A 23,031-nucleotide genomic window follows, 5' to 3' on the forward strand; every position below is an offset into this window, starting at 1 on the left:
GCAAAAAAAGAATCTTTTTTTGCCTTAAGAAGTTGTTAAGGATTAACTTATTAAATAGTCGTGAAACAACATGATAAGGGAGACATGAAGATGAAAAAATTAGCTGCAATGGTTGCCGTGATGGCACTGTGTTCCGCACCTGTTCTGGCAGCGCAGCAGGGCGGATTCTCTGGCCCAACGGCGACGCAAAGCCAGGCGGGCGGATTTGTGGGTCCGAATGGCAGCAGCACGACGGTAGAAAGCGCAAAATCGCTGCGTGATGATACCTGGGTCACGCTGCGCGGTAACATCGTTGAGCGTATCTCCGACGATCTGTACCTGTTTAAAGATGCATCTGGCACGGTGAACGTGGATATCGACCACAAGCGCTGGAACGGTTTAACCGTCACGCCGCAGGATGTCGTAGAAATCCAGGGCGAAGTGGATAAAGACTGGAACTCCGTTGAAATCGACGTAAAACAGATTACCAAAGTCACCAAATAATCCCCATCAGGGCCGCGTTCGCGGCCCTTTTCTTTGTGACTCAACTCGCCAGATAGGGTAGTATCTGCGGCAATATTGCCTGACGAATACCGGGTATTGTTCGGGCTAACAGTTGAGGAACCACGATTAATGAGCGATATGGCAGAGCGCCTTGCGCTGCATGAATTCACGGAAAACGCCTATCTGAACTATTCCATGTACGTCATCATGGACAGGGCGTTGCCGTTTATTGGTGATGGTCTGAAACCCGTTCAGCGACGCATCGTTTACGCGATGTCCGAACTGGGGCTGAATGCCAGCGCCAAATTTAAAAAATCCGCCCGTACCGTCGGCGACGTACTGGGTAAATACCACCCACACGGCGACAGCGCCTGCTATGAAGCGATGGTGCTGATGGCGCAGCCGTTCTCTTACCGTTATCCGCTGGTTGACGGGCAGGGGAACTGGGGGGCACCGGACGATCCGAAATCGTTCGCGGCGATGCGTTATACCGAATCTCGACTGTCTAAATATGCGGAACTGCTGCTGGGGGAACTCGGCCAGGGGACGTCGGACTGGGTGCCAAACTTCGACGGCACCATGCAGGAGCCGAAGATGCTGCCTGCGCGTTTGCCGAATATTCTGCTGAACGGCACCACCGGTATTGCGGTCGGCATGGCAACGGACATTCCGCCACATAACCTGCGTGAAGTGGCAAAAGCGGCGATTACGCTGATTGAGCAGCCGAAAACGACGCTGGATCAGCTGCTGGATATCGTCCAGGGACCGGATTACCCGACCGAAGCAGAAATCATTACCCCGCGTGCAGAAATTCGTAAGATTTACGAAAACGGACGTGGCTCCGTGCGTATGCGTGCGGTCTGGACCAAAGAAGATGGCGCGGTGGTGATTTCCGCGCTGCCACATCAGGTTTCCGGTGCCAAAGTGCTGGAACAGATTGCCGCCCAGATGCGCAATAAAAAGCTGCCGATGGTGGACGATCTGCGCGATGAGTCGGATCACGAAAACCCGACCCGTCTGGTGATCGTGCCGCGCTCCAACCGTGTGGATATGGAGCAGGTGATGAACCACCTGTTTGCCACCACCGATCTGGAAAAAAGCTACCGCATCAACCTGAACATGATTGGCCTCGACGGTCGCCCGGCGGTGAAAAACCTGCTGGAGATCCTCACCGAATGGCTGGCGTTCCGCCGCGATACCGTGCGTCGTCGTCTGAACTATCGTCTGGAAAAAGTCCTCAAGCGCCTGCACATCCTCGAAGGTTTGCTGGTGGCGTTCCTCAACATTGACGAAGTGATTGAAATCATTCGTCATGAAGATGAACCGAAGCCTGAGCTGATGTCGCGGTTTGGCATTTCTGAAACCCAGGCTGAAGCCATCCTCGAACTGAAGTTGCGTCATCTTGCCAAACTGGAAGAGATCAAAATTCGTGGCGAGCAGGACGAGCTGGCGAAAGAACGCGATCAGCTGCAGGGCATTCTGGCCTCTGAGCGCAAGATGAGTAACCTGCTGAAGAAAGAGCTGCAGGCAGACTCAGATGCCTATGGCGACGATCGCCGTTCTCCGCTGAAAGAGCGCGAAGAAGCGAAGGCGATGAGCGAGCACGACATGCTGCCGTCTGAGCCGGTCACCATTGTACTGTCGCAAAGCGGCTGGGTGCGTAGCGCCAAAGGCCATGATATTGATGCGCCGGGCTTAAGCTATAAGGCGGGTGACAGCTACAAGGCGGCGGTGAAGGGCAAGAGCAACCAGCCGGTGGTGTTCGTGGATTCAACCGGGCGCAGCTATGCCATCGACCCGATTACGCTGCCGTCGGCACGTGGTCAGGGTGAACCGCTGACCGGTAAGCTGACGCTACCGCCGGGAGCGACGGTTGAGCATATGCTGATGGAAAGTGATGACCAGAAACTGCTGATGGCCTCCGATGCTGGCTACGGTTTCGTCTGCACCTTCAATGACTTAGTGGCGCGCAACCGTGCAGGTAAAGCATTGATTACGTTACCGGAGAACGCGCATGTGATGCCGCCGGTGGTGCTTGAAGATGAAAGCGACATGCTGCTGGCGATCACCCATGCCGGGCGTATGCTGATGTTCCCGGTCAGTGACCTGCCGCAATTGTCGAAAGGGAAAGGGAACAAGATCATCAACATTCCGTCTGCAGAAGCGGCGAAAGGGGATGATGGGCTGGCGCACCTCTACGTGTTGCCGCCGCAAAGTACGCTGACCATTCACGTTGGTAAACGCAAAATTAAACTGCGTCCTGAAGAACTGCAGAAGGTGACCGGCGAGCGTGGGCGTCGCGGTACGCTGATGCGCGGTTTACAGCGCATCGACCGTATCGAAATTGACTCGCCACGACGTGCCGGTCAGGGCGACAGCGAAGAATAACGCTGTCGTCTGACTCTCCCTGCTTTTACGCAGGGAGAGTCAACATTAAAAATTCCCGTGAAACCGTTGTTTATTCGTGCATTGCGATTAACAATACGCTTTTCCAGAGAGCCGCTCTTAACAAAGCCCTAACCTGACGCAGGGTTCTGCATCCGGTGACGTAAAATGCCAGGCTCTTAGGCCTTAGAGGTTGTTATGCTATATATTTTTCGTTTATTCATTACCGTAATTTACTGCATTCTGGTCTGTTTTTTTGGTTGTATATATTGTCTGTTCAGCCCACGAAATCCAAAACACGTCTCGACGTTTGGCCATATGTTTGGTCGACTGGCCCCCCTGTACGGCCTGAAGGTGGAATGCCGCATGCCGCCGGACGCAAAGGACTACGGCAACGCTATCTATATTTGTAACCACCAGAATAACTATGACATGGTTACCGCCGCGAAGATCGTGCAACCACCGACGGTTACGGTCGGTAAAAAAAGCCTGCTGTGGATCCCGTTCTTCGGCCTGCTGTACTGGCTCACCGGTAACCTGTTGATCGACAGAAACAATCGCGCCAAAGCGCACAGCACCATTGCGACGGTCGTTAATCATTTTAAAAAACGTCGTATCTCTATCTGGATGTTCCCGGAAGGTACGCGTAGCCGTGGTCGTGGTCTGCTGCCGTTTAAAACTGGCGCGTTTCATGCGGCAATTGCCGCGGGTGTTCCGGTGATCCCGGTGTGCGTCTCAACGACCTCAAATAAGATTAAACTTAACCGATTAAATAATGGTCTGGCGATCGTCGAGATGTTACCGCCAGTAGATATCAGCCACTATGGTAAGGATCAGGTTCGTGAACTGGCCGCGCATTGCCGCACGTTAATGGAACAAAAAATCGCCGAACTCGACAAAGAAGTTGCCGAGCGTGAAGCTACCGGTAAGGTGTGATTCGCGCCATCCGAGTTTGTTACAGGAAATACTTTCCTGCGTGTTAATCGCCAGTTTTACATGGAGCTTATATGTCACTCAGTCGGCGTCAGTTCATTCAGACATCGGGGATCGCACTGTGTGCAGGTGCTATTCCGCTGAAGGCTAATGCTGCCGGTCAGCAACAACCGTTACCTGTTCCACCGCTGCTGGAGTCTCGCCGTGGACAGCCGCTATTTATGACCCTGCAACGCGCTCACTGGTCCTTTACGCAAGGCACCCGCGCGCCGGTCTGGGGGATTAACGGGCGTTACCTGGGGCCGACCATCCGCGTCTGGAAAGGGGATGACGTCAAGCTTATTTACAGCAACCGTCTTACCGAGAATGTTTCAATGACCGTCGCCGGGCTGCAGGTTCCTGGCCCACTGATGGGCGGGCCGGCACGCATGATGTCACCGAATGCGGACTGGGCGCCGGTATTGCCCATTCGCCAGGACGCCGCCACGTTGTGGTATCACGCCAATACGCCGAACCGTACCGCGCAGCAGGTCTATAACGGTCTGGCTGGTATGTGGCTGATTGAAGATGAAGTCAGTAAGTCGCTGCCAATTCCCAACCATTATGGCGTGGATGATTTTCCGGTCATTATTCAGGACAAGCGCCTGGATAACTTCGGCACGCCTGAATACAGTGAGCCAGGCAGCGGCGGGTTTGTTGGTGATACGCTATTGGTTAACGGGGCACAAAGCCCGTATGTGGAAGTGTCTCGCGGCTGGGTGCGTTTGCGTTTACTCAATGCGTCGAACTCGCGTCGTTACCAACTGCAAATGAGTGACGGTCGCGCGCTGCATGTGATTTCCGGCGATCAGGGCTTTTTACCCGCGCCGGTTTCGGTGAAGCAACTCTCGCTGGCCCCGGGCGAACGCCGGGAGATTCTGGTGGACATGACCAACGGCGATGAAGTGTCGATCACCTGTGGTGAGGCGGCCAGCATTGTCGACCGGATCCGCGGCTTCTTCGAGCCCTCCAGTATTCTGATTTCCACGCTGGTACTGACCCTGCGCCCGACCGGGCTGCTGCCGCTGGTGACCGACAATCTGCCGATGCGTTTGTTGCCTACGGAAATTTTAAGCGGCTCACCGATTCGCAGTCGTGAGATCAGCCTTGATGACGATCCCGGCATTAATGGGCAGTTGTGGGATGTAAACCGCATGGACATTACCGCTCAGCAGGGCTCCTGGGAGCGCTGGACGGTGCGGGCGGATATGCCGCAGTCTTTCCATATCGAAGGCGTCTCTTTCCTGATCCGCAATGTGAACGGCGCGATGCCGTTCCCGGAAGACCGGGGCTGGAAAGATACCGTTTGGGTGGATGGTCAGGTTGAGCTGCTGGTGTATTACGGACAGCCTTCCTGGGCGCATTTCCCGTTCTACTTTAACAGCCAGACGCTGGAAATGGCCGATCGTGGCTCGATCGGACAGATGCTGGTTAACCCGGCGCCATAATGTGCCGGGCAGGCTATTACGCCCGCCAGAACATGCGCGAGAAAAGGATCAAAATGGGGTAGATTTCCAGACGCCCCATGATCATGGCCGCGCACATCAACAGCTTTGCCTCTTCGTTTAAAGTACCAAACGTGACCGCCGTGACGCCAAATCCCAGCCCCATATTATTGATACAGGCCGCGGCGGTGGCGAACGAGGAAAAGAGATCGTAGCCCATCAGATTAAGCGCCCAGACGAAAAAACTGGTAAACAAAGCATAGAGAAAAAAGAAGCTCCACACTGAGCGGATCACGCGCTCGTTAACCACGCTATTACCCACTTTGATATTCAGCAATGCACGAGGATGGGCCAGTTGGTGTAATTCCTGTCGGCACTGCTTGAACATAATTAAAAAACGCAGCGCCTTAATACCCCCGCAGGTCGAACCGATACACCCCCCGAAGAAACTGGCGATGAGAAGCATGAAGATAGTATGTGAAGGCCACTGGGCGTAATCCGCCGTCGACAGGCCGTTGTCTGTGAGCATTGAGCTTGCCAGAAAAAAAGCATGCACCAGACTGTCCGTTAAATTGTACATACCTGCCCGCCAGACCTGCCAGGTGGCTATCAGGGTGATCACCAGCGCAATGATCAGAAACAGCTGCAGTTCGGCATTACGGCGAAAGGGCTTGAAGGTCCGTTTGACGATGGCGACGTACCAGAGGGTGAAGTTAAAGGCAGATAGCAGCGAAAACAGCCCGGCGACAAGCTCAATGGCGTGGCTGTTATAAAAACCGATACTTTCGCTTCGGGTGGAGAACCCACCGAGGGAGACTGTCGAAAGCCCATGGCATAACGCATCGAAAAACGACATGCCGGCAATCCAGTAGGCCAGCGTACAAACAAACCCCAGGGTGACATAGGTTAGCCACAGCGTACGTGCGGTATCGGCAAGTCGTGGGGTCAGGCGTTCTTCTTTAAACGGCCCTGGCATTTCAGACTGATACAGCTTCATGCCGCCGATCCCCAGCAGCGGCAGGACGGCAACGGCGAGGACGATAACGCCAAGACCGCCGATGAAATTGAGCTGTGCCCGATAATACAGATAAGATCTGGGCATCGCGCCGACATCGTCAATAACCGTCGCCCCGGTGGTGGTAATACCGGAGACGCCTTCAAACAGGGCGTCGGCAAAGGAGAGATTTAACCCGTCTTCCATCCACATCGGCATGGCGCTGATGAATGAAAAAAGTAGCCAAAAAAGAACGATGATGACGAACCCATCGCGGGTTCGTAGCTGAATGCCCGCACGTTTTGTCGCCAGCCAGGCACCGCCGCCGAGGGAAAAAAAAACGGCAAAGGTGCTCAAAAAAGCAAAATAACTCCGTTCTTTGTTCAGCAAGGCGATGGCCATCGGCGGCAGCATAGAGAAGCTGTACAGGAGAACCAGAAATCCGCACAGGTGAAGAACAACCCGCAGCTGGGAAATATTAAGTGATTCGTTGCGATGCAATGGAAAATCCCCCGCCAAAAAGACCTGGTACGGCTGGCAAGACATGATGTCAATTATGATATACCCGTCATACTTCAAGTAGCATGTGCGTTAGCTATGTTCGTTCACCCCAGTCACATAGTTATCTATGCTCCTGGAGATTAATGAGGGACATCCATGTCCCTCACCGGAGGCCAGCCTTTGGCTGTTCAAATTCTTTCCTGACGAATTTGTCACTCACTTGCCGCCTTCATGCAACTCGAATTATTTTGGGTATAGATAAAAGTAGGCGTAGTAAAATTTAACAATTTATTTAACTTTCTACTCGTCTGGCTCAGACTCCGCTTCATTTCTGGCGGACATACAGCGTATAATCCCCGGCCTTTGATTATTTTTTTACCATTTTTGGAAGCATTATGAGCGCAATATCCCTGATCCAACCGGACAGAGACCTTTTCTCCTGGCCGCAGTACTGGGCCGCCTGTTTTGGCCCCGCGCCGTTTCTGCCAATGTCGCGAGAAGAGATGGACCAACTTGGCTGGGATAGCTGCGACATTATTCTGGTTACCGGTGATGCCTATGTTGATCACCCGAGTTTCGGTATGGCCATTTGTGGCCGTATGCTGGAAGCCCAGGGTTTTCGCGTCGGGATTATCGCCCAGCCGGACTGGAACAGTAAAGACGACTTTATGCGTCTGGGTAAACCGAATCTGTTCTTCGGCGTAACCGCCGGTAACATGGACTCGATGATCAACCGCTATACTGCCGATCGTCGCCTGCGCCATGATGATGCCTATACGCCGGACAACGTCGCCGGTAAGCGCCCGGACCGCGCCACACTGGTTTATACCCAACGTTGTCGTGAAGCATGGAAAGACGTGCCGGTGATCCTTGGTGGTATTGAAGCCAGCCTGCGTCGTACCGCGCATTACGATTACTGGTCTGATACCGTGCGCCGCTCGGTGCTGGTGGATTCCAAAGCGGATATGCTGATGTTCGGCAACGGTGAACGTCCGCTGGTTGAGGTTGCGCACCGCCTGGCGATGGGTGAAACCATCGACCAAATCCGCGACGTGCGTAACACCGCGATTATGGTTAAAGAAGCGCTGCCCGGCTGGAGCGGTGTGGATTCCACGCGTCTGGATATGCCGGGGAAAATTGACCCTATCCCGCATCCGTACGGTGAAGATTTACCGTGTGCAGATAACAAGCCAGTAGCGCCTAAAAAGCAGGAAGCCAAAGCGGTGACCGTTCAGCCTGCGCGTCCGAAGCCGTGGGAAAAAACCTACGTGCTGCTGCCGTCTTATGAGAAGGTGAAAGGCGACAAAGTGTTGTACGCTCACGCCTCACGTATTCTGCACCACGAAACCAACCCTGGCTGCGCGCGCGCCCTGATGCAAAAACACGGCGACCGCTACATTTGGGTTAACCCTCCGGCGATCCCGCTGTCGACCGAAGAGATGGATAGCGTCTTCGCGCTGCCGTATAAACGTGTCCCGCACCCGGCATATGGCAACAGCCGTATTCCGGCCTACGAGATGATCCGTTTTTCCATCAACATTATGCGCGGCTGCTTTGGCGGCTGTTCTTTCTGTTCGATCACCGAGCATGAAGGACGCATCATCCAGAGCCGTTCTGAAGATTCGATCATCAACGAGATCGAGGCGATTCGCGATACCGTACCGGGCTTCACCGGCGTGATTTCTGATCTGGGTGGCCCAACGGCCAACATGTACATGCTGCGCTGTAAGTCGCCACGTGCGGAACAGACCTGCCGTCGTCTGTCGTGCCTTTATCCGGACATCTGCCCGCATATGGACACCAACCACGAACCGACGATTAACCTCTATCGTCGCGCGCGTGATTTGAAAGGCATCAAAAAGATTTTGATTGCGTCCGGCGTGCGCTACGACATCGCCGTGGAAGATCCGCGCTACATCAAAGAGCTGGCGACCCACCACGTTGGTGGCTATCTGAAGATTGCACCGGAACATACCGAAGAAGGTCCGCTGTCGAAGATGATGAAGCCGGGCATGGGTAGCTACGACCGCTTTAAAGAGCTGTTCGACACCTACTCGAAGCAGGCCGGTAAAGAGCAGTATCTGATCCCTTACTTTATCTCTGCGCACCCGGGTACGCGTGACGAAGATATGGTGAATCTGGCGTTGTGGTTGAAGCAGCGTCGTTTCCGCCTTGATCAGGTACAGAACTTCTACCCATCACCGCTGGCGAACTCGACAACCATGTATTACACCGGGAAAAATCCGCTGGGTAAAATTGGTTATAAGAGTGAAGATGTGGTGGTGCCGAAAGGCGATAAGCAGCGTCGTTTACATAAAGCGCTGCTGCGCTACCACGATCCGGCTAACTGGCCGTTAATCCGTCAGGCGCTGGAAGATATGGGTAAAAAGCACCTGATTGGCGGTCGTCGTGAATGTCTGGTTCCGTCGCCTACGCTGGAAGAAATGCGTGAAGCGCGTCGCCAGAATCGTCATACTCGCCCGGCACTGACCAAGCACACGCCTGTTGCACACCAGCGCCAGACGCCCGCCGCGAATAAAAAACGTGGCAAAGTAGCAGGGCGTTAATCCTGAAGCCCGGTAGCGCTCTGCTTACTGGGCCACTGCTTTGAAAGCCGGATGAGGTGCTTGCACCGCCATCCGGCAAATCTGTTTTAGTACAGCCCCAACACCTTCCACCACATCAGACCTACGGTAATAAAGACTGCCTGGTTAAACAGGCTGACGATAAACCCTGTTCGCCACCAGACGCCCGTCGGCACATACCCCGCACCAAACAGGATCGGACCACGCGCATGTGTGTACTGGGTGAGAGAGCAGTACAGGCTGCTGGTGAAAGCCAGCATCAACGCGGTCGGGGCTGCCGGGATATTCAGATGTAGGCCGACGCCAAGGAATACCGCGTACAATGCGGCGATCTGCGCATTTCCGCTCGCAAAAAAGTAGTGGGTGTAGAAGTAGGCGGCGTTAAGCAGCAGCAGGACGACCACCCAACTGGTGCCATGCATGGTACTGCTGAGGCTATCGCCAATCAGATTACCAAACCAGGTGGTGAAACCGAGCTTCTTCAATTGGTTTGCCATCATCAGCAGTGCGGCAAACCAAATCAGCGTGTCCCATGCACCTTTTTCGCTTTTGACGTCTTCCCAGCTCAGCACACCGCTGAGCAGTAAAATTGAGAGTCCAACGAACGACGCGGTGGTGGCATCGACGCCTAGCGTATCGCCAAAAATCCACAGCACCAGCAGGACGCCAACGGTACCCAGCATCAACCACTCACCGCGTGACATGCTGCCCATTTCCGCCAGTTCCTGACGGGCCAGGTTCGGGGCATCCGGCGTGTGTTTAATTTCCGGACGCACCAGCCAGTACACCAGCAGCGGAACCAACAGCAAAGACACCATGCAAGGCAGCAGCGCCGCCATAAACCAGCTTCCCCAGGTTAGCGTGACCCCGGCGTTGGCCGCCAGTTTTACTGCCAGTAGGTTGCCGGTATAGCCGGTCATAAACAGTGCGGCGGTGACGTCGTTGACGTTGCCAATGCAGGTAATGAGGAAGGTGCCGATTTTGCTGCGCGATTCATCTTCCGGATTGGAATGAAAACTGCGCGCCAGTGAGTCGGCAATCGGATAGATGACGCCGCCGCAGCGTGCCGTATTGCTGGGCATCGCCGGAGAGAGGATCAGATCGGCAAACGCCAGGCCGTAGGCAAGTCCGAGCGTGCGCTTGCCGAGCAGGCGGATCATCTGCAGGGCGATACGTCGACCAAGGCCGGTTTTGATAAACCCGCGGGCAATCATAAAGGCAACGACGATCAGCCAGATGAGTGAACTGTTCAGTTCGCTCAGAGCGGTGGTAATCGCACCGCTGGCGGTTTTATCCCCGGCGGCATAGGCGAGGGCAAAGACGGTTATGCCAATAATACCGACTGCGCCAATGGGCAGAACTTTTGCCACGATAGAGGCGATAGTGGCCACGAAAATAATTGCCGAATGCCAGGCGGAAGCGCTTAATCCCGTTGGTGGGGTAAGTTGCCAGAGCCCGGCTGAAATCAAAATTATTAGAATTAATGGGAGCCATTTAACTCCCTGCGATTTTTTTTCAGCCACGGTCATGCACCTATATACATTGTGAATATATTCACCGTATGAATATATTTAGTGAATAATTAGTAGGTTATGTGGCGCAATGCTGCTCCAGCGACTGAAATAAATACATCAATAAATGTAAGTGAATTGTTTCTTGATATTTCCATGCAGGAAGAGCCCGACTGGGATGCCGGGCTGGAGAGAAGGGATTAGCCGCCGAACTGGTCCGGGTCCGGCCCCAGACGTTTGCCCTGGTCGAGTTTGGCCATTTCGCCTAGTTCATCTTTGTCCAGGCGGAAGTCCCAGACATCAAAGTTCTCCGCGATACGCGCAGGAGTGACTGATTTAGGGATCACCACCAGGCCGCTATCCAGATGCCAGCGAATGACAATTTGTGCCGGTGATTTACCGTATTTTTCGGCGAGATCGCGAACTATCTTTTGATCGAACACATCTTTGCCGCCTTGTGCCAGCGGGCTCCAGGATTCAGTCTGGATTTTATGCGTGGCGTTCCAGGCATGAAGCTGCCGCTGCTGTAAAAGCGGGTGCAGCTCGATTTGGTTAATCACTGGCGCAACGCCCGTTTCATCCATCAGGCGCTGGAGATGGTTGATCTGGAAGTTGCACACGCCAATGCTTTTAATGAGTCCCTGTTTTTGCAGGTCGATCATGTTTTCCCATGCTTCAACGTAATGGTCGATTGCCGGGACGGGCCAGTGCATGAGGTAAAGATCGAGGTAATCGAGCTGGAGTTTCTCCATGCTTTCGAGCAACGCTTCTCGGGGTCGTTTCTGGTCGTCATTCCACAGTTTAGTGGTGATGAATAACTCCTCCCGGGGCACGCCGCTGTCGCGTAATGCTTTACCGACACCGTCTTCATTTTTATACGCGGCAGCGGTATCAATAGAGCGATAACCGACTTCCAGCGCTTTATGGATCGCGGAGATGACTTCCTCATTACTTGCCTTCCAGACCCCCAGGCCCAGTTGAGGCATGACGTTACCATCCTGTAGCTTGATAATGGTCGGACTGGTCATAATTCCCCCCTACACTGAATCCTTCAGGCTGCCTCTTTGTTGGCTGCTTGCGTTTACCCCGGTCACGTACTTATGTACGCTCCCGGGGATTCACTCAATTGCCGCCTCGATGCACCATGAATGATTGGGTGTAAATTGAGTTCACCGGAGCAGCCCCGGTGAGGCTTGTGTGACTTAAGCCTGGTATAAATACCCAAAAACGAAAGTCAGAGGTCAAAAAACCTAGCGTGCCGCTTCGTAAATGCGGCGGCTGACGTCCAGCGTAATGTCCTGATGTTCGCCCAGTTTCGTCCCACCGTGCGCTGCCAGTTTTTCCAGCAACGCCGGGATGGAACTGCCATCCAGACCGTAGTCGGACATGCGGGTTGGGACGCCCATCTTCTCGAAGAATTGACGTGTCGCGGCAATGGCGGCATCGATACGCTGGTCATCACTCCCTTCGGTGATATTCCAGACGCGCTCCGCGTATTGCAGCAGTTTGGCGCGCTTAGTGTCGCGTTTTTCATTCCACAGTGCCGGCAGAACGATGGCCAGTGTTTGTGCGTGATCGAGACCGTGCATCGCGGTCAGTTCGTGACCGAGCATATGGGTAGCCCAATCCTGCGGTACACCTGCGCCAATCAGGCCGTTCAGCGCCTGGGTCGCTGCCCACATGACGTTGGCGCGGACATCGTAGTTTTCTGGCTCCTGCAACGCTTTCGGGCCCTCTTCTATCAATGTGAGCAAAATACCTTCGGCAAAGCGGTCCTGTATTTTGCCGTTGACCGGGTATGTTACGTATTGCTCTACGGTGTGAACAAACGCGTCCACTACGCCGTTTGCGACCTGACGCGGCGGCAGAGTGTAGGTGTAAACCGGATCCAGCACGGCAAAGACCGGCTGGACAAACGGTGTCATAAAGGCCAGCTTATCGCCGGTGGTTTTGCGGGAAATTACCGCGCCGGAGTTTGATTCAGAGCCGGTTGCCGGCAGGGTCAAAACGGAGCCCATCGGGATGGCGCTTTTTACGTCGTTGCCGTGAGTTTCCAGGATGCGCCACGGATCGACACCTTCAGCGTAATGGGCCGCTGCGGCGATGAATTTAGTGCCATCGAGAACAGAGCCGCCGCCGACGGCCAGCAGGAATGTCACCTTCTCATCACGCACGATGTTGACCGCATTCATCAGCGTTTCATAAGACGGGTTCGGCTCAATTCCGCCAAACTCCAGTACATCCAGACCTTTCAGGGCATCCTGAACCTGTGCCAGTACGCCGGTTTTTTTCACGCTGCCGCCGCCGTAGGTAATCAGCACGCGAGCATCCTGAGGGATTTGATCGCGCAGTTCAGCGATAGCGCCTTTACCGAACAAAATGCGGGTTGGGGTATGGAGGTTAAAGTTATTCATTGCTCGTTACCTTGTGTGGGTAAAAAAAGAGGGCAGGTGAGTGTCTGCCTGATGGTGAACATTGTGGTCGTCAGACGCATTCCTCTCAATGCTCATTTCTGCCAATGTCTTGCCTATTTCTACAGACTACTGGAGAAAACGGATAAAAATACGCACACTGTGGACGTTACAATTCGATGACGAAAGGGCGCTCTATGAACCGTGATGATGTCTGCCTTCTGCTGACGGAAAAAATTAAGCAGCTGAAAAATAATGAAAATAAACTCAATAAATTGCTGCCTGATGTGCGTTTACTGTATGGCATGGAGCCTGGGCTGCGCACCCCTGTGATGTATGAACCTGGCATTATATTTCTCTTCTCTGGTCATAAAATTGGTTACATCAATGAGCGTGTATTTCGTTATGACGCCAACGAATACCTGCTGCTCACCGTACCTTTACCCTTTGAATGTGAAACGTATGCGACACCGGAGATTCCACTGGCCGGTCTGCGGCTGAATGTCGATATCCTGCAATTGCAGGAACTCCTGATGGACATTGGCGAAGATGAACTGTTCCAGCCTGCAATGGCGGCGAGCGGAATAAACTCGGCCACGCTTTCTGATGAGATTCTTTGCGCGGCCGAGCGTTTGCTGGATGTGATGGAGCGACCGCTGGACGCGCGAATTCTGGGAAAACAGATCATCCGTGAGATTTTGTACCATGTGCTGACCGGTCCACGCGGTGGCGCGCTGCTTGCGTTGGTCAGTCGTCAGACGCATTTCAGTTTGATCAGTCGCGTGCTGAAGCGCATCGAAAACAAGTACACCGAGAACCTCAACGTTGAGCAACTGGCGGCAGAAGCCAACATGAGCGTGTCGGCGTTTCATCATAATTTTAAATCGGTGACCAGCACTTCACCGCTGCAGTATCTGAAGAGTTATCGCCTGCATAAGGCTCGGATGATGATCATTCACGACGGCATGAAGGCCAGCGCGGCAGCAATGCGGGTTGGCTATGAGAGCGCGTCGCAGTTTAGCCGCGAGTTTAAACGGTACTTTGGCGTAACGCCGGGGGAGGATGCGGCAAGAATTCGGACGATGCAGGGAAGTTAATGATGTTCACCGTTGGCCTGATTAGCAAAGCGGCATCAGGCGAAAATGCCGGGTGATTTTACCCGGCCAACGATGACGACTCAGGCGCTACAGCATTTTTTTTTAATCACCACGAACAAGGTACCTAGCAGACCAGCAGTTAACAGCGCGATGGGTAGGATCATCAGAAAGGTCATCACCTGATCTTCATGGCGTTTAACGAATGGGATCATGCTGAGAGCATAGCCAAAGCTGGTGACCACGGTGACCCACAGCAGGCCGCTCAGCCAGTTAAAGAACTGAAACCGGCGGTTAGGCAGACCTGAAATCCCCGCCATTGTTGGCAGCAGGGTGCGAACAAATGCCAGGAAACGTCCCGCGAGCAGCGCCATCAGACCGTGTTGGTCAAACATACAGGTGGCACGCTGATGATATTTTTCAGGTAATTGCGCCAGCCAGCTTTTCACCGTCCGCGTATTGCCCAACCAGCGCCCTTGAATATAGCTCAGCCAACAGCCCAGACTGGCTGCGGCAGTCAGAATAGCAATTGTCGGGAGAAAGCTCATCACGTCCTGCGCGATCAGCGCTCCGGCCAGTAACAGCAGGCTGTCTCCGGGTAAAAAGGAAGCAGGCAGCAGACCATTTTCTAAAAACAACGTGGCAAACATGACGAAGTACACCACACTCACAACGTGCGGATCTGCCAGCGCGGCAAAATCGTGTTGCCAGAGCGCGGAGATAATATCTTGAATGACTACCATGGACTTTCCTGTGGAACAGCATTTATGAGTGGATTGTACTCCTGAATTGTCCGGGATGCCTTGATCCCGGACGCAACAATTGCAGACTTTTCCACCAGAAGTGTCTGCATATATGTCCAACTGCGGCAATGTTACTCGATTCGGGCGAATCCGGCGGCTAAATCCGCAATCAGATCGTCAACATTTTCTAAACCGATGTGTAAACGGATGAGCGTTCCGCTGAAGTCCACGTTGCCTTCAGGACGGATGGCGGCAATGTGTTCGGGTTGATTGGCCAGAATCAGTGATTCAAACCCGCCCCAGGAGTAGGCCATGCTGAACAGCGTAAAGTGATCCAAATACGCTGACAGCTCGTCATTGTTCAGCTTCTTATTCAACACAAACGAGAACAGACCGCTGCTGCCGGTAAAATCACGTTTCCAGAATTCGTGCCCTTTGCTGCCGGGAAGCGCGGGGTGGTTGACGCGGGCGACCTGCGGATGATCGGCCAGCCATTCGGCAACCTTCAGGCTGCTTTCGTGATGCTGGCGCAGACGAACGCCCAGAGTCCGCAGTCCGCGGCTGGTCATATAGGCGGTATCGGCATCCAGCATTTGCCCCATTAAATAGGCGTTTTCGCGCAGTTGGTCCCAGCAGCGGGCATTTGATACCGCCGTACCGACCATTGCATCGGAATGGCCAATCAGGTATTTGGTGCCCGCCTGAATTGAGATGTCGATTCCAAAATCCAGCGCGTTGAACAGCACCCCGGCAGCCCAGGTGTTATCGATCATAATGATGGTGTCCGGCGCTACGCTTCTGACGGCGGCGACAATCGCCGGAACATCATGCACTTCCATAGTGACGGAGCCGGGAGATTCCAGAAATACCACTTTGGTGTTCGGCTGAATGTGCTTCACAATATCGGCACCGACTAACGGATCGAACCAGCCGGTGGTTACGCCGAGCTTGCCGAGGATTTTCGTGCAAAAATCCTGGCTCGGCTCATAGGCCGTGTTGGTCATTAGCACGTGGTCGCCGTGTTCAACAAAGGCCAAAATCGTGTTGGCAACGGCTGCGGCGCCGCAGGGAAACAGGGCGCAACCCGCGCCGCCTTCCAGCTCACACATGGCTTCCTGCAGGGAGAAATGTGTCAGCGTGCCGCGGCGTCCGTAAAAAAGTGCGCCGTTAGCGCGGTTGTGGGTGGCCTGTTTTTTAGCCTCAACGGATTCGAATACCAGTGAAGAGGCGCGTTGGATCACGCTGTTGACGGAACCCTGCGTGTACTTTTTACTGCGTCCTGCCTGAACGAGTTTGGTCTCAAGATGCTTGTCTGCCATGTTGGGTTACCTGTTTTTATACGTCTGGATGTCTAAACTAGCATGGATCTTCGGCGACGCATCCTGCAGAAGGGCCATAAAGTAGAAAATAGTCCCAAAATGTGTCTGCTGACTTTTTTACTGCGTAAGCGCAAGGAAAAGAAACCAAAGGTGCGGCACTATGTAAATAGTAATGAGAACGACTATCAATTCGACGTCTTTTTGATATCATTACGCTCAGATTTTGTGATTTGCGTCCTGGAGATACAGAGTGGGTAATAATTTGATGCAGACGGACCTTTCCGTCTGGGGTATGTATCAGCACGCCGATATCGTGGTTAAGTGCGTGATGATTGGGCTAATTTTGGCGTCCGTGGTCACCTGGGCTATCTTCTTCAGTAAGAGCCTTGAGTTCTTTACGCAGAAGCGCCGTCTTAAGCGCGAACAGCAACTGCTGGCAGATGCCCGCTCTTTAGACCAGGCAAGTGAGATTGCCGCTGGATTCGATGCCAAAAGCCTGGGCGCAATGTTAATTAACGAAGCGCAGAACGAGCTGGAACTGTCAGAAGGCAGCGATGACAACGAAGGGATTAAAGAGCGTACCGGGTTCCGCCTGGAACGTCGCGTTGCAGCTGTAGGGCGTCATATGGGGCGGGGTAATGGATACCTGGCGACCATTGGGGCTATCTCTCCCTTTGTGGGTCTGTTCGGTACAGTATGGGGCATCATGAATAGCTTCATCGGTATTGCACAAACGCAAACGACGAACCTGGCCGTGGTTGCGCCGGGGATTGCAGAAGCGCTGTTAGCCACCGCGATTGGTTTGGTTGCCGCTATACCTGCTGTTGTTATCTACAACATCTTCGCCCGTCAGATTGGCAGCTACAAAGCCATGCTGGGTGATGTTGCGGCACAGGTGCTGTTATTGCAAAGTCGCGATCTTGACCTGAGTGCAAGCGCTGCGGCGCATCCGGTACGCGCTGCGCAGAAATTACGTGTAGGATAATGTTCCATGGCAATGAGTTTTAATGAAAACCTGGACGATAACGGTGAAATGCACGACATCAACGTCACGCCGTTTATCGATGTTATGTTGGTGTTGTTGATCATTTTTATGGTGGCCGCGCCGCTGGCAACGGTGGATGTGAAGGTGAATCTACCGGCTTCGACCAGCACGCCGCAACCGCGTCCTGAAAAACCGGTTTATCTGTCAGTGAAAGCGGATAACACGATGTTTATCGGCAACGATCAGGTGACCGATGAAACCATGATTAACGCGCTAAACACGCTGACAGAAGGCAAGAAAGACACCACTATCTTCTTCCGGGCTGATAAAACTGTCGACTATGAAACCATGATGAAAGTGATGGATACGCTGCATCAGGCAGGTTTCCTGAAGATTGGTTTGGTTGGTGAAGAGACCGTGAAAGCGAAGTAATCTCTGTTGCCGGGTGAAGGGTTTCGCCTTACCCGGCCTCCTCTTTCGGCTTCCTCCATCCCCTCATTTCTTTTCGTCCAGCGCGACGGTAGTGACTCTGGTCGCGGCATAACTCCCTTCAGATAGCTTACGCGTCAGGCGCAATGTCGCCGTTTCTCGCGCGAGTAAATGCTGGTACGCGCTTTCCAGACGGGCCATGATTTTGTCCCGCAGCGCCGGCTGTTGGGCAATAATGGCTTCAATGGTGGCACCGTAGATCTCTTCTTTGGCTTGCAGAGCATAGATTTCCCGGCGGTTTTGCCACTTCATGCGTACCAGGGCTGCGGGTATTGATACTATTTCCTGAGCCACGTTCTCCAGCGTGGCATTTTTATTGGCAATTAAGATATCCAGATTCTGCTTTAAGACAAATTCGTCACTTTTATGGTTGTCTAAAGCCAAATAAACGTTGTTATCCTCAACATCTTTCATTTTATTTCTCTTCCAGAGAATAAAAAATCGGATCGCTGGTTTCGCGAGTCAGTAAATTAAGCCAAATTTTATTGCCCTGCTCATTTATTAACGCAGTGTTTTTTGCCAAAATTTTACTTAATTCTTGTGCGTTAATGTCACCTTCTGCTTGCAGTGAATTAAGCAGACGGGTGAATGATTCGATTTTTGCTGCGCGAAACAGTCGCTCTTTTAAATGGCGGTCACATTCTTCAAATAACATGTTACGGGTCTGACCGGTAGCGGTGGCGCTAATTAAAATATCCGCTTCAAACTCGCTTAAGGTTGTCTTTCCCTGAGTCAAATTTTCACTATTTTCTACGGTATCAGTATTGGTTGGGGATGTAGATAAATGAAAACGAGAGGGAACAAGATGCTCGGGAAGCATGTTGAAATATCCTTTACTGCCAGTGAGGTAAGTTTTTTTAATAAGACAGGCTGCGTTGACAATAGCATGGGGTAATTTTAAAATCAAAAAAAATGGAGCCTGTATATGAACAGTATATTTTATTCTGTTATTACCCTGCTATTGCTTACCTGCGGGGTTCTTGTGCTGATGCGCGGTGCAAATAAAAATCGATCGAATGAGGAACTTACCTCTTATCCCAAACTGGAAACGCTTAGCAAAGAAGAGGGGGAAGATCATTTCTCAGCATTGATGAATTCGATTACGCCGGTATGGTATTGGCGGGTCAATCATGAATATATTGATTTTATCCACTCGACAATAAAGCGTATGACCATGGTGGAGTTAAATGAAACGCCAGGGCTATTTGATGCACAGCGGCGCTGCAGCGATCTCAATTCAGCGGTCTACAAATATTACGACAACATCAAAAAACGCTGCCTGAGCGGAGAGAAAGTCCCGCACGCCGATTTAGATGTGCTCAATTTGCGTCAATGTTTCAGGGAGTTCAGCCTGGAAGCCTATCCTGCACTCGTCGCACTGGTGTGGCCAGAGCTCCAGCGCCCGCCCATCAATGCCGAAGAGGTTTGAGGCGTATGTTGTTTCGATGTTGCACAATTGCGATATACTACTGCCCGGTTTAGTTACAAGACAGGATCATATGGAACGTTTTCTGGAAAACGCAATGTACGCGTCCCGCTGGCTGCTTGCTCCCGTGTATTTTGGCCTTTCTCTTGCTTTGGTTGCCCTGGCGCTGAAATTCTTTCAGGAGATCTTTCACGTTCTGCCCAATATCTTTTCGATGGCAGAAGCCGATCTCATTCTGGTACTACTGTCGCTGGTCGATATGACCCTGGTCGGTGGGTTGCTGGTCATGGTGATGTTCTCCGGCTACGAGAATTTTGTCTCACAACTGGATATTACTGAAGGCAAAGAGAAGCTGAGCTGGCTGGGTAAGATGGATGCCACGTCACTGAAGAATAAGGTTGCGGCGTCTATCGTGGCCATTTCTTCCATCCATTTATTGCGTATTTTTATGGATGCTAAAAATGTCCCTGATAACAAGCTGATGTGGTACGTCATTATCCACCTGACCTTTGTGCTCTCAGCCTTTGTGATGGGGTATCTGGATCGACTGACGCGCCACAATCACTAAATCAGTACGGCCGGGTCGGCAATTTTACCGCCCCCGGCATACTGTTTAGACGATTATTTATCTGATGAGGCCTGCCACAGATTGAGCTTGCCGTCGGTGACGTGCTTATCTATCTGCGCCAGTTCTTCAGCGCTGAATGCCAGGTTATTCAACGCCTGAACGTTTTCTTCTAACTGTTCGGGACGGCTGGCGCCAATTAACACTGACGTCACGCGGTTATCTTTGAGTAACCAGCTCAATGCCATTTGCGCCATCGACTGTCCACGCCGTTGCGCCATCTCGTTCAGCAACCGCAGGCTGTTAAGATTTTCTTCCGTCAGCATATTTTCCGTCAGGCCACGGGCTTTTTTCCCTTCACGCTGCATACGCGAACCTTCTGGAATACCGTTCAGGTATTTCCCCGTCAGCAACCCCTGAGCCAGCGGGGTAAAGGCGATGCAACCAATACCGTTTGTGTCCAGCGTATCCAGCAGGCCACTGCTGTCGACCCAGCGATTAAGCAGGTTGTAGGACGGTTGGTGGATCAGCAGCGGAATTTTCCATTCCCGCAGCAGGTCGGCCATTATTTGCGTGCGCTCCGGGGAATAAGATGAAATACCAACATACAACGCTTTGCCACTTTGCACGGCGTGAGCCAGCGCCGCAGCGGTCTCTTCCATTGGCGTACTTTCGTCAACGCGGTGAGAATAGAAAATGTCGACGTAGTCGAGGCCCATGCGTGTCAGGCTCTGGTCGAGGCTGGCAAGCAGATACTTACGCGAGCCGCCAGAACCGTACGGTCCCGGCCACATGTCGTAGCCAGCCTTGGTAGAGATGATTAATTCGTCACGGTACTGCGCGAAATCCTCACGCAATAATCGGCCGAAGTTTTCTTCAGCGCTGCCCGGCGGCGGCCCGTAGTTATTGGCTAAATCGAAATGCGTGATGCCTAAATCAAATGCTTTACGCAGCAGGGCACGCTGTGAATCCAGTGCTTGGACGTGTCCAAAACTGTGCCATAAACCCAGCGACAGTGCAGGCAAGCGCAAACCGCTGCGACCACAGTAGCGATAGAGCATTTGCTCATAACGTTCAGGGTTGGCAAACCAGGCCATGAGATCTCCTTAGTGCAGGTTAATCGTGCAGGTGAATTTCGAAACGACGTTTCTATTCTAGCTGTTTCACGATGATTATCCCGTTCACCAGGTCACATTGAGATGAAAAACTGAGAGTTGTGTTTCGTGTTGAAAGTAACCCTCAGGCGTCGGGCCAGATAGGTACGCACTTAATTAACGTATGGATTTGATTCCCCAGGTAATAATAATTGCTGGTTTTATTAGCCTTCATATCGATATAACGGGGAGGAACAGGAAGAGTCGATGTGCTTAAAAAAGTAAAAAAATAAACAACGCATTATATCTTCTTCGTGACCTGCCGATAACAAGGATAAGTCTCGCCTGATGGCGAAAATCCTCATCTACGGCAAGGAAACTATTATGCGTTTGCTGCAAAACTTCACTATTCGTATTGTCATGCTGGCAATACTGGGACTATTTTGCCTGCTCTGGTCGGGCGTGGGGTTATTTAGCCTCCATTCGTTATCTAAAATATCAGAAGGCAATGAGATTGATCGTCATCTCGTACAGCAGATGACGGTTCTTAGTCAGGGGAACGATCAGTACTTTCGCTTTGTCACGCGGCTAAGCCGAGCTGTGGATGTCAAAATCGGCGGCGGAACGCCTGACTTTGGTCCGGCTCAGCAATCTCTGGATGGCATGCGTAAAAAACTTGAGCAGATGAAAACGCTGTCGCCGGGGCCGATGGATGCGGAAATTGCCACCGCGGTGCTGACGACGTGGCAAGCGCTGCTGGAGAAAGGTGTGATCCCGCAGATGCAACTGGCGCAGCAGGGATCGCTTACCGCCTGGTCAGAGCATGCCAGCACCGTTACACCGGCGCTAAGCCGCGATTTTGGTGCCAGCGCCGAGCGGTTTAATACCGCCGCCGGTAAGCGACTGGATGCGACGCGCATTATGGTCGACGGTAAAACATCGATTATCCGCACCTTGATTATCACCGCCGTTATCCTCGGTATTGCCATTCTTATCTTTACCGACCGCTATCTTGTGGCAATGATGGTGAAGCCGCTGGCACGCATTCGCCAGCAGTTCCGCCAGATTGCCCACGGCGACCTTAGCCATCCGATTGAAGAATTTGGTCGTAATTGCGTAGGGCAACTGGTGCCTTTACTCAGTGCGATGCAGGACAGCCTGCGTGAAGCCGTCAGTACGATTCGGTCAGGCAGTGACAACATCTGGCGCGGCGCGACGGAGATTTCCAGCGGCAATAACGATCTTTCTTCGCGTACGGAAGAGCAGGCCGCAGCGCTGGAAGAGACCGCCGCCAGCATGGAGCAACTCACCGCCACGGTGAAACTGAATGCTGAGAATGCGCGCGAGGCCAGCCAGCTTGCCGATACGGCATCAGAAACGGCGGGCAAAGGCAGCACGCTGGTTTCGCAGGTAGTGGATACCATGGACGGGATTGCTGCCAGTTCTAAGCAGATCGCCGAAATTACCTCAGTTATTAACAGCATCGCATTCCAGACCAACATCCTGGCGCTCAACGCCGCCGTCGAAGCGGCCCGAGCGGGCGAACAGGGCCGTGGTTTTGCGGTGGTTGCCGGTGAGGTGCGAAATCTTGCCAGCCGCAGCGCAGGCGCGGCGAAAGAGATTGAGACGTTGATTGGCGAGTCGGCGCGCCGTGTCGATCAGGGCGCGCGTCTGGTCAAGGAGACCGGCTTGACGATGGACGCTATTCTGCGCGGAGCAACCGAAGTGACGGCAATTATGAAACAAATTGCCTCCGCCTCTGAAGAGCAGAATAAAGGCATCTCACAGGTGAGCGTCGCGATCACACAAATGGACAGCGTGACCCAACAAAACGCCGCGCTGGTGGAGCAGGTATCGGCGGCGGCAGTGGCGTTGGAGCGACAAACCGAAGACCTGCAGCGTGCCGTTCAGCAGTTCCGGCTTTCCGCAAGTGACGTGCAGCATGCACCAACCAACACCGTTTTACCCACCGAAGAAAGCGCTGCGCCTAAAGCATCTAAACCGGATGAATGGGTGGCCTTTTAATCTG

General features: G+C 52.9%; 20 protein-coding genes. 11 read left to right on the forward strand and 9 right to left on the reverse strand.

What is annotated here, in order from left to right; genetic code table 11:
• The first annotated feature begins 90 nt into the window (after window positions 1-90).
• The 4 genes from FDX01_RS03845 to ftsP all read left to right on the forward strand — a co-directional run bounded on the left by FDX01_RS03845 (window position 91) and on the right by ftsP (window position 5,288).
• Entirely contained in the window at window positions 91-483 is a 393-nt protein-coding gene (locus tag FDX01_RS03845) for a YgiW/YdeI family stress tolerance OB fold protein (RefSeq protein WP_096755657.1), read from the forward strand.
• A 129-nt stretch (window positions 484-612) separates the two neighbouring features.
• A complete protein-coding gene (parC, locus tag FDX01_RS03850) occupies window positions 613-2,871 on the forward strand; it encodes a DNA topoisomerase IV subunit A (RefSeq protein ID WP_096755658.1) in 2,259 nt (752 codons plus the stop codon).
• Between the two features lie 195 nt (window positions 2,872-3,066).
• Window positions 3,067-3,804: a 1-acylglycerol-3-phosphate O-acyltransferase gene (gene plsC / locus FDX01_RS03855; RefSeq protein ID WP_117342675.1), complete on the forward strand. Its 738-nt coding sequence runs from the start codon at window positions 3,067-3,069 to the stop codon at window positions 3,802-3,804.
• A 71-nt stretch (window positions 3,805-3,875) separates the two neighbouring features.
• A complete protein-coding gene (gene ftsP / locus FDX01_RS03860) occupies window positions 3,876-5,288 on the forward strand; it encodes a cell division protein FtsP (RefSeq protein WP_115257481.1) in 1,413 nt (470 codons plus the stop codon).
• A 16-nt stretch (window positions 5,289-5,304) separates the two neighbouring features.
• Here the strand turns inward: ftsP and FDX01_RS03865 are convergent, their stop codons facing one another.
• Complete coding sequence (locus FDX01_RS03865; protein ID WP_115257482.1) at window positions 5,305-6,780, reverse strand: TrkH family potassium uptake protein; 1,476 nt, start codon at window positions 6,778-6,780, stop codon at window positions 5,305-5,307.
• A gap of 395 nt (window positions 6,781-7,175) precedes the next feature.
• On the opposite strand from FDX01_RS03865, the gene FDX01_RS03870 reads away from it, so the two are divergent.
• Window positions 7,176-9,347 (forward strand): YgiQ family radical SAM protein, encoded by a 2,172-nt coding sequence (locus FDX01_RS03870; RefSeq protein WP_137399265.1) that lies wholly within the window; start codon window positions 7,176-7,178, stop codon window positions 9,345-9,347.
• Window positions 9,348-9,433: 86 nt separating this feature from the next.
• Here the strand turns inward: FDX01_RS03870 and FDX01_RS03875 are convergent, their stop codons facing one another.
• The 3 genes from FDX01_RS03875 to yqhD all read right to left on the reverse strand — a co-directional run bounded on the left by FDX01_RS03875 (window position 9,434) and on the right by yqhD (window position 13,290).
• A complete protein-coding gene (locus tag FDX01_RS03875) occupies window positions 9,434-10,894 on the reverse strand; it encodes a DASS family sodium-coupled anion symporter (RefSeq protein ID WP_170974751.1) in 1,461 nt (486 codons plus the stop codon).
• 182 nt (window positions 10,895-11,076) lie between these two features.
• Window positions 11,077-11,904, reverse strand: a complete 828-nt coding sequence (dkgA, locus tag FDX01_RS03880) for a 2,5-didehydrogluconate reductase DkgA (RefSeq protein ID WP_135911403.1) — start codon at window positions 11,902-11,904, stop codon at window positions 11,077-11,079.
• A gap of 222 nt (window positions 11,905-12,126) precedes the next feature.
• Window positions 12,127-13,290: an alcohol dehydrogenase gene (gene yqhD, locus FDX01_RS03885; protein WP_137399267.1), complete on the reverse strand. Its 1,164-nt coding sequence runs from the start codon at window positions 13,288-13,290 to the stop codon at window positions 12,127-12,129.
• 194 nt (window positions 13,291-13,484) lie between these two features.
• Here yqhD and FDX01_RS03890 point away from each other — a divergent pair, with 194 nt between their 5' ends.
• Window positions 13,485-14,384: an AraC family transcriptional regulator gene (locus FDX01_RS03890; RefSeq protein ID WP_135953045.1), complete on the forward strand. Its 900-nt coding sequence runs from the start codon at window positions 13,485-13,487 to the stop codon at window positions 14,382-14,384.
• An 80-nt stretch (window positions 14,385-14,464) separates the two neighbouring features.
• Here the strand turns inward: FDX01_RS03890 and yghB are convergent, their stop codons facing one another.
• Window positions 14,465-15,124 (reverse strand): DedA family general envelope maintenance protein YghB, encoded by a 660-nt coding sequence (yghB, locus tag FDX01_RS03895; protein ID WP_115257486.1) that lies wholly within the window; start codon window positions 15,122-15,124, stop codon window positions 14,465-14,467.
• A 131-nt stretch (window positions 15,125-15,255) separates the two neighbouring features.
• Window positions 15,256-16,443, reverse strand: a complete 1,188-nt coding sequence (gene metC / locus FDX01_RS03900; RefSeq protein ID WP_137399268.1) for a cystathionine beta-lyase — start codon at window positions 16,441-16,443, stop codon at window positions 15,256-15,258.
• Between the two features lie 250 nt (window positions 16,444-16,693).
• Here metC and exbB point away from each other — a divergent pair, with 250 nt between their 5' ends.
• Window positions 16,694-17,428 (forward strand): tol-pal system-associated acyl-CoA thioesterase, encoded by a 735-nt coding sequence (gene exbB, locus FDX01_RS03905; RefSeq protein ID WP_096755669.1) that lies wholly within the window; start codon window positions 16,694-16,696, stop codon window positions 17,426-17,428.
• Window positions 17,429-17,434: 6 nt separating this feature from the next.
• The gene (exbD, locus tag FDX01_RS03910) at window positions 17,435-17,860 is read left to right on the forward strand and encodes a TonB system transport protein ExbD (protein ID WP_096755670.1); all 426 of its coding nucleotides are present in this window, start codon (window positions 17,435-17,437) and stop codon (window positions 17,858-17,860) included.
• Window positions 17,861-17,923: 63 nt separating this feature from the next.
• On the opposite strand, the gene FDX01_RS03915 is transcribed toward exbD, so the two are convergent.
• Both FDX01_RS03915 and FDX01_RS03920 read right to left on the reverse strand, forming a co-directional pair.
• On the reverse strand, window positions 17,924-18,331 hold the full coding sequence (locus FDX01_RS03915) for a cytoplasmic protein (protein WP_137399269.1): 408 nt from the start codon (window positions 18,329-18,331) through the stop codon (window positions 17,924-17,926).
• A gap of 1 nt (window position 18,332) precedes the next feature.
• Window positions 18,333-18,737 carry a hypothetical protein gene (locus FDX01_RS03920; RefSeq protein ID WP_137363349.1) on the reverse strand — a complete coding sequence of 135 codons (405 nt, stop codon included), beginning with the start codon at window positions 18,735-18,737 and terminating at the stop codon, window positions 18,333-18,335.
• Between the two features lie 105 nt (window positions 18,738-18,842).
• Here FDX01_RS03920 and FDX01_RS03925 point away from each other — a divergent pair, with 105 nt between their 5' ends.
• Both FDX01_RS03925 and FDX01_RS03930 read left to right on the forward strand, forming a co-directional pair.
• Entirely contained in the window at window positions 18,843-19,346 is a 504-nt protein-coding gene (locus FDX01_RS03925) for an ESA_00282 family adhesion-associated protein (RefSeq protein WP_115257489.1), read from the forward strand.
• A gap of 70 nt (window positions 19,347-19,416) precedes the next feature.
• Window positions 19,417-19,911 (forward strand): TIGR00645 family protein, encoded by a 495-nt coding sequence (locus FDX01_RS03930; RefSeq protein ID WP_115257490.1) that lies wholly within the window; start codon window positions 19,417-19,419, stop codon window positions 19,909-19,911.
• 53 nt (window positions 19,912-19,964) lie between these two features.
• On the opposite strand, the gene FDX01_RS03935 is transcribed toward FDX01_RS03930, so the two are convergent.
• Window positions 19,965-21,005 carry an aldo/keto reductase gene (locus FDX01_RS03935; protein ID WP_135911406.1) on the reverse strand — a complete coding sequence of 347 codons (1,041 nt, stop codon included), beginning with the start codon at window positions 21,003-21,005 and terminating at the stop codon, window positions 19,965-19,967.
• Window positions 21,006-21,386: 381 nt separating this feature from the next.
• Here FDX01_RS03935 and FDX01_RS03940 point away from each other — a divergent pair, with 381 nt between their 5' ends.
• A complete protein-coding gene (locus FDX01_RS03940; RefSeq protein WP_117342764.1) occupies window positions 21,387-23,027 on the forward strand; it encodes a methyl-accepting chemotaxis protein in 1,641 nt (546 codons plus the stop codon).
• Window positions 23,028-23,031: the final 4 nt, after the last annotated feature.

This window comes from Citrobacter sp. wls613, assembly GCF_005281195.1.
GTDB lineage: Bacteria > Pseudomonadota > Gammaproteobacteria > Enterobacterales > Enterobacteriaceae > Citrobacter > Citrobacter gillenii.

What these genes read in the sequence shown, in the direction of transcription:
- FDX01_RS03845 (WP_096755657.1), top strand. Translation starts at nt 91, where the DNA reads ATGAAAAAATTAGCTGCAATGGTTGCCGTGATGGCACTGTGTTCCGCA.
- parC (WP_096755658.1), top strand. Translation starts at nt 613, where the DNA reads ATGAGCGATATGGCAGAGCGCCTTGCGCTGCATGAATTCACGGAAAAC.
- plsC (WP_117342675.1), top strand. Translation starts at nt 3,067, where the DNA reads ATGCTATATATTTTTCGTTTATTCATTACCGTAATTTACTGCATTCTG.
- ftsP (WP_115257481.1), top strand. Translation starts at nt 3,876, where the DNA reads ATGTCACTCAGTCGGCGTCAGTTCATTCAGACATCGGGGATCGCACTG.
- FDX01_RS03870 (WP_137399265.1), top strand. Translation starts at nt 7,176, where the DNA reads ATGAGCGCAATATCCCTGATCCAACCGGACAGAGACCTTTTCTCCTGG.
- FDX01_RS03875 (WP_170974751.1), bottom strand. Translation starts at nt 10,894, where the DNA reads ATGACCGTGGCTGAAAAAAAATCGCAGGGAGTTAAATGGCTCCCATTA.
- dkgA (WP_135911403.1), bottom strand. Translation starts at nt 11,904, where the DNA reads ATGACCAGTCCGACCATTATCAAGCTACAGGATGGTAACGTCATGCCT.
- yqhD (WP_137399267.1), bottom strand. Translation starts at nt 13,290, where the DNA reads ATGAATAACTTTAACCTCCATACCCCAACCCGCATTTTGTTCGGTAAA.
- FDX01_RS03890 (WP_135953045.1), top strand. Translation starts at nt 13,485, where the DNA reads ATGAACCGTGATGATGTCTGCCTTCTGCTGACGGAAAAAATTAAGCAG.
- yghB (WP_115257486.1), bottom strand. Translation starts at nt 15,124, where the DNA reads ATGGTAGTCATTCAAGATATTATCTCCGCGCTCTGGCAACACGATTTT.
- metC (WP_137399268.1), bottom strand. Translation starts at nt 16,443, where the DNA reads ATGGCAGACAAGCATCTTGAGACCAAACTCGTTCAGGCAGGACGCAGT.
- exbD (WP_096755670.1), top strand. Translation starts at nt 17,435, where the DNA reads ATGGCAATGAGTTTTAATGAAAACCTGGACGATAACGGTGAAATGCAC.
- FDX01_RS03915 (WP_137399269.1), bottom strand. Translation starts at nt 18,331, where the DNA reads ATGAAAGATGTTGAGGATAACAACGTTTATTTGGCTTTAGACAACCAT.
- FDX01_RS03920 (WP_137363349.1), bottom strand. Translation starts at nt 18,737, where the DNA reads ATGCTTCCCGAGCATCTTGTTCCCTCTCGTTTTCATTTATCTACATCC.
- FDX01_RS03925 (WP_115257489.1), top strand. Translation starts at nt 18,843, where the DNA reads ATGAACAGTATATTTTATTCTGTTATTACCCTGCTATTGCTTACCTGC.
- FDX01_RS03930 (WP_115257490.1), top strand. Translation starts at nt 19,417, where the DNA reads ATGGAACGTTTTCTGGAAAACGCAATGTACGCGTCCCGCTGGCTGCTT.
- FDX01_RS03935 (WP_135911406.1), bottom strand. Translation starts at nt 21,005, where the DNA reads ATGGCCTGGTTTGCCAACCCTGAACGTTATGAGCAAATGCTCTATCGC.
- FDX01_RS03940 (WP_117342764.1), top strand. Translation starts at nt 21,387, where the DNA reads ATGCGTTTGCTGCAAAACTTCACTATTCGTATTGTCATGCTGGCAATA.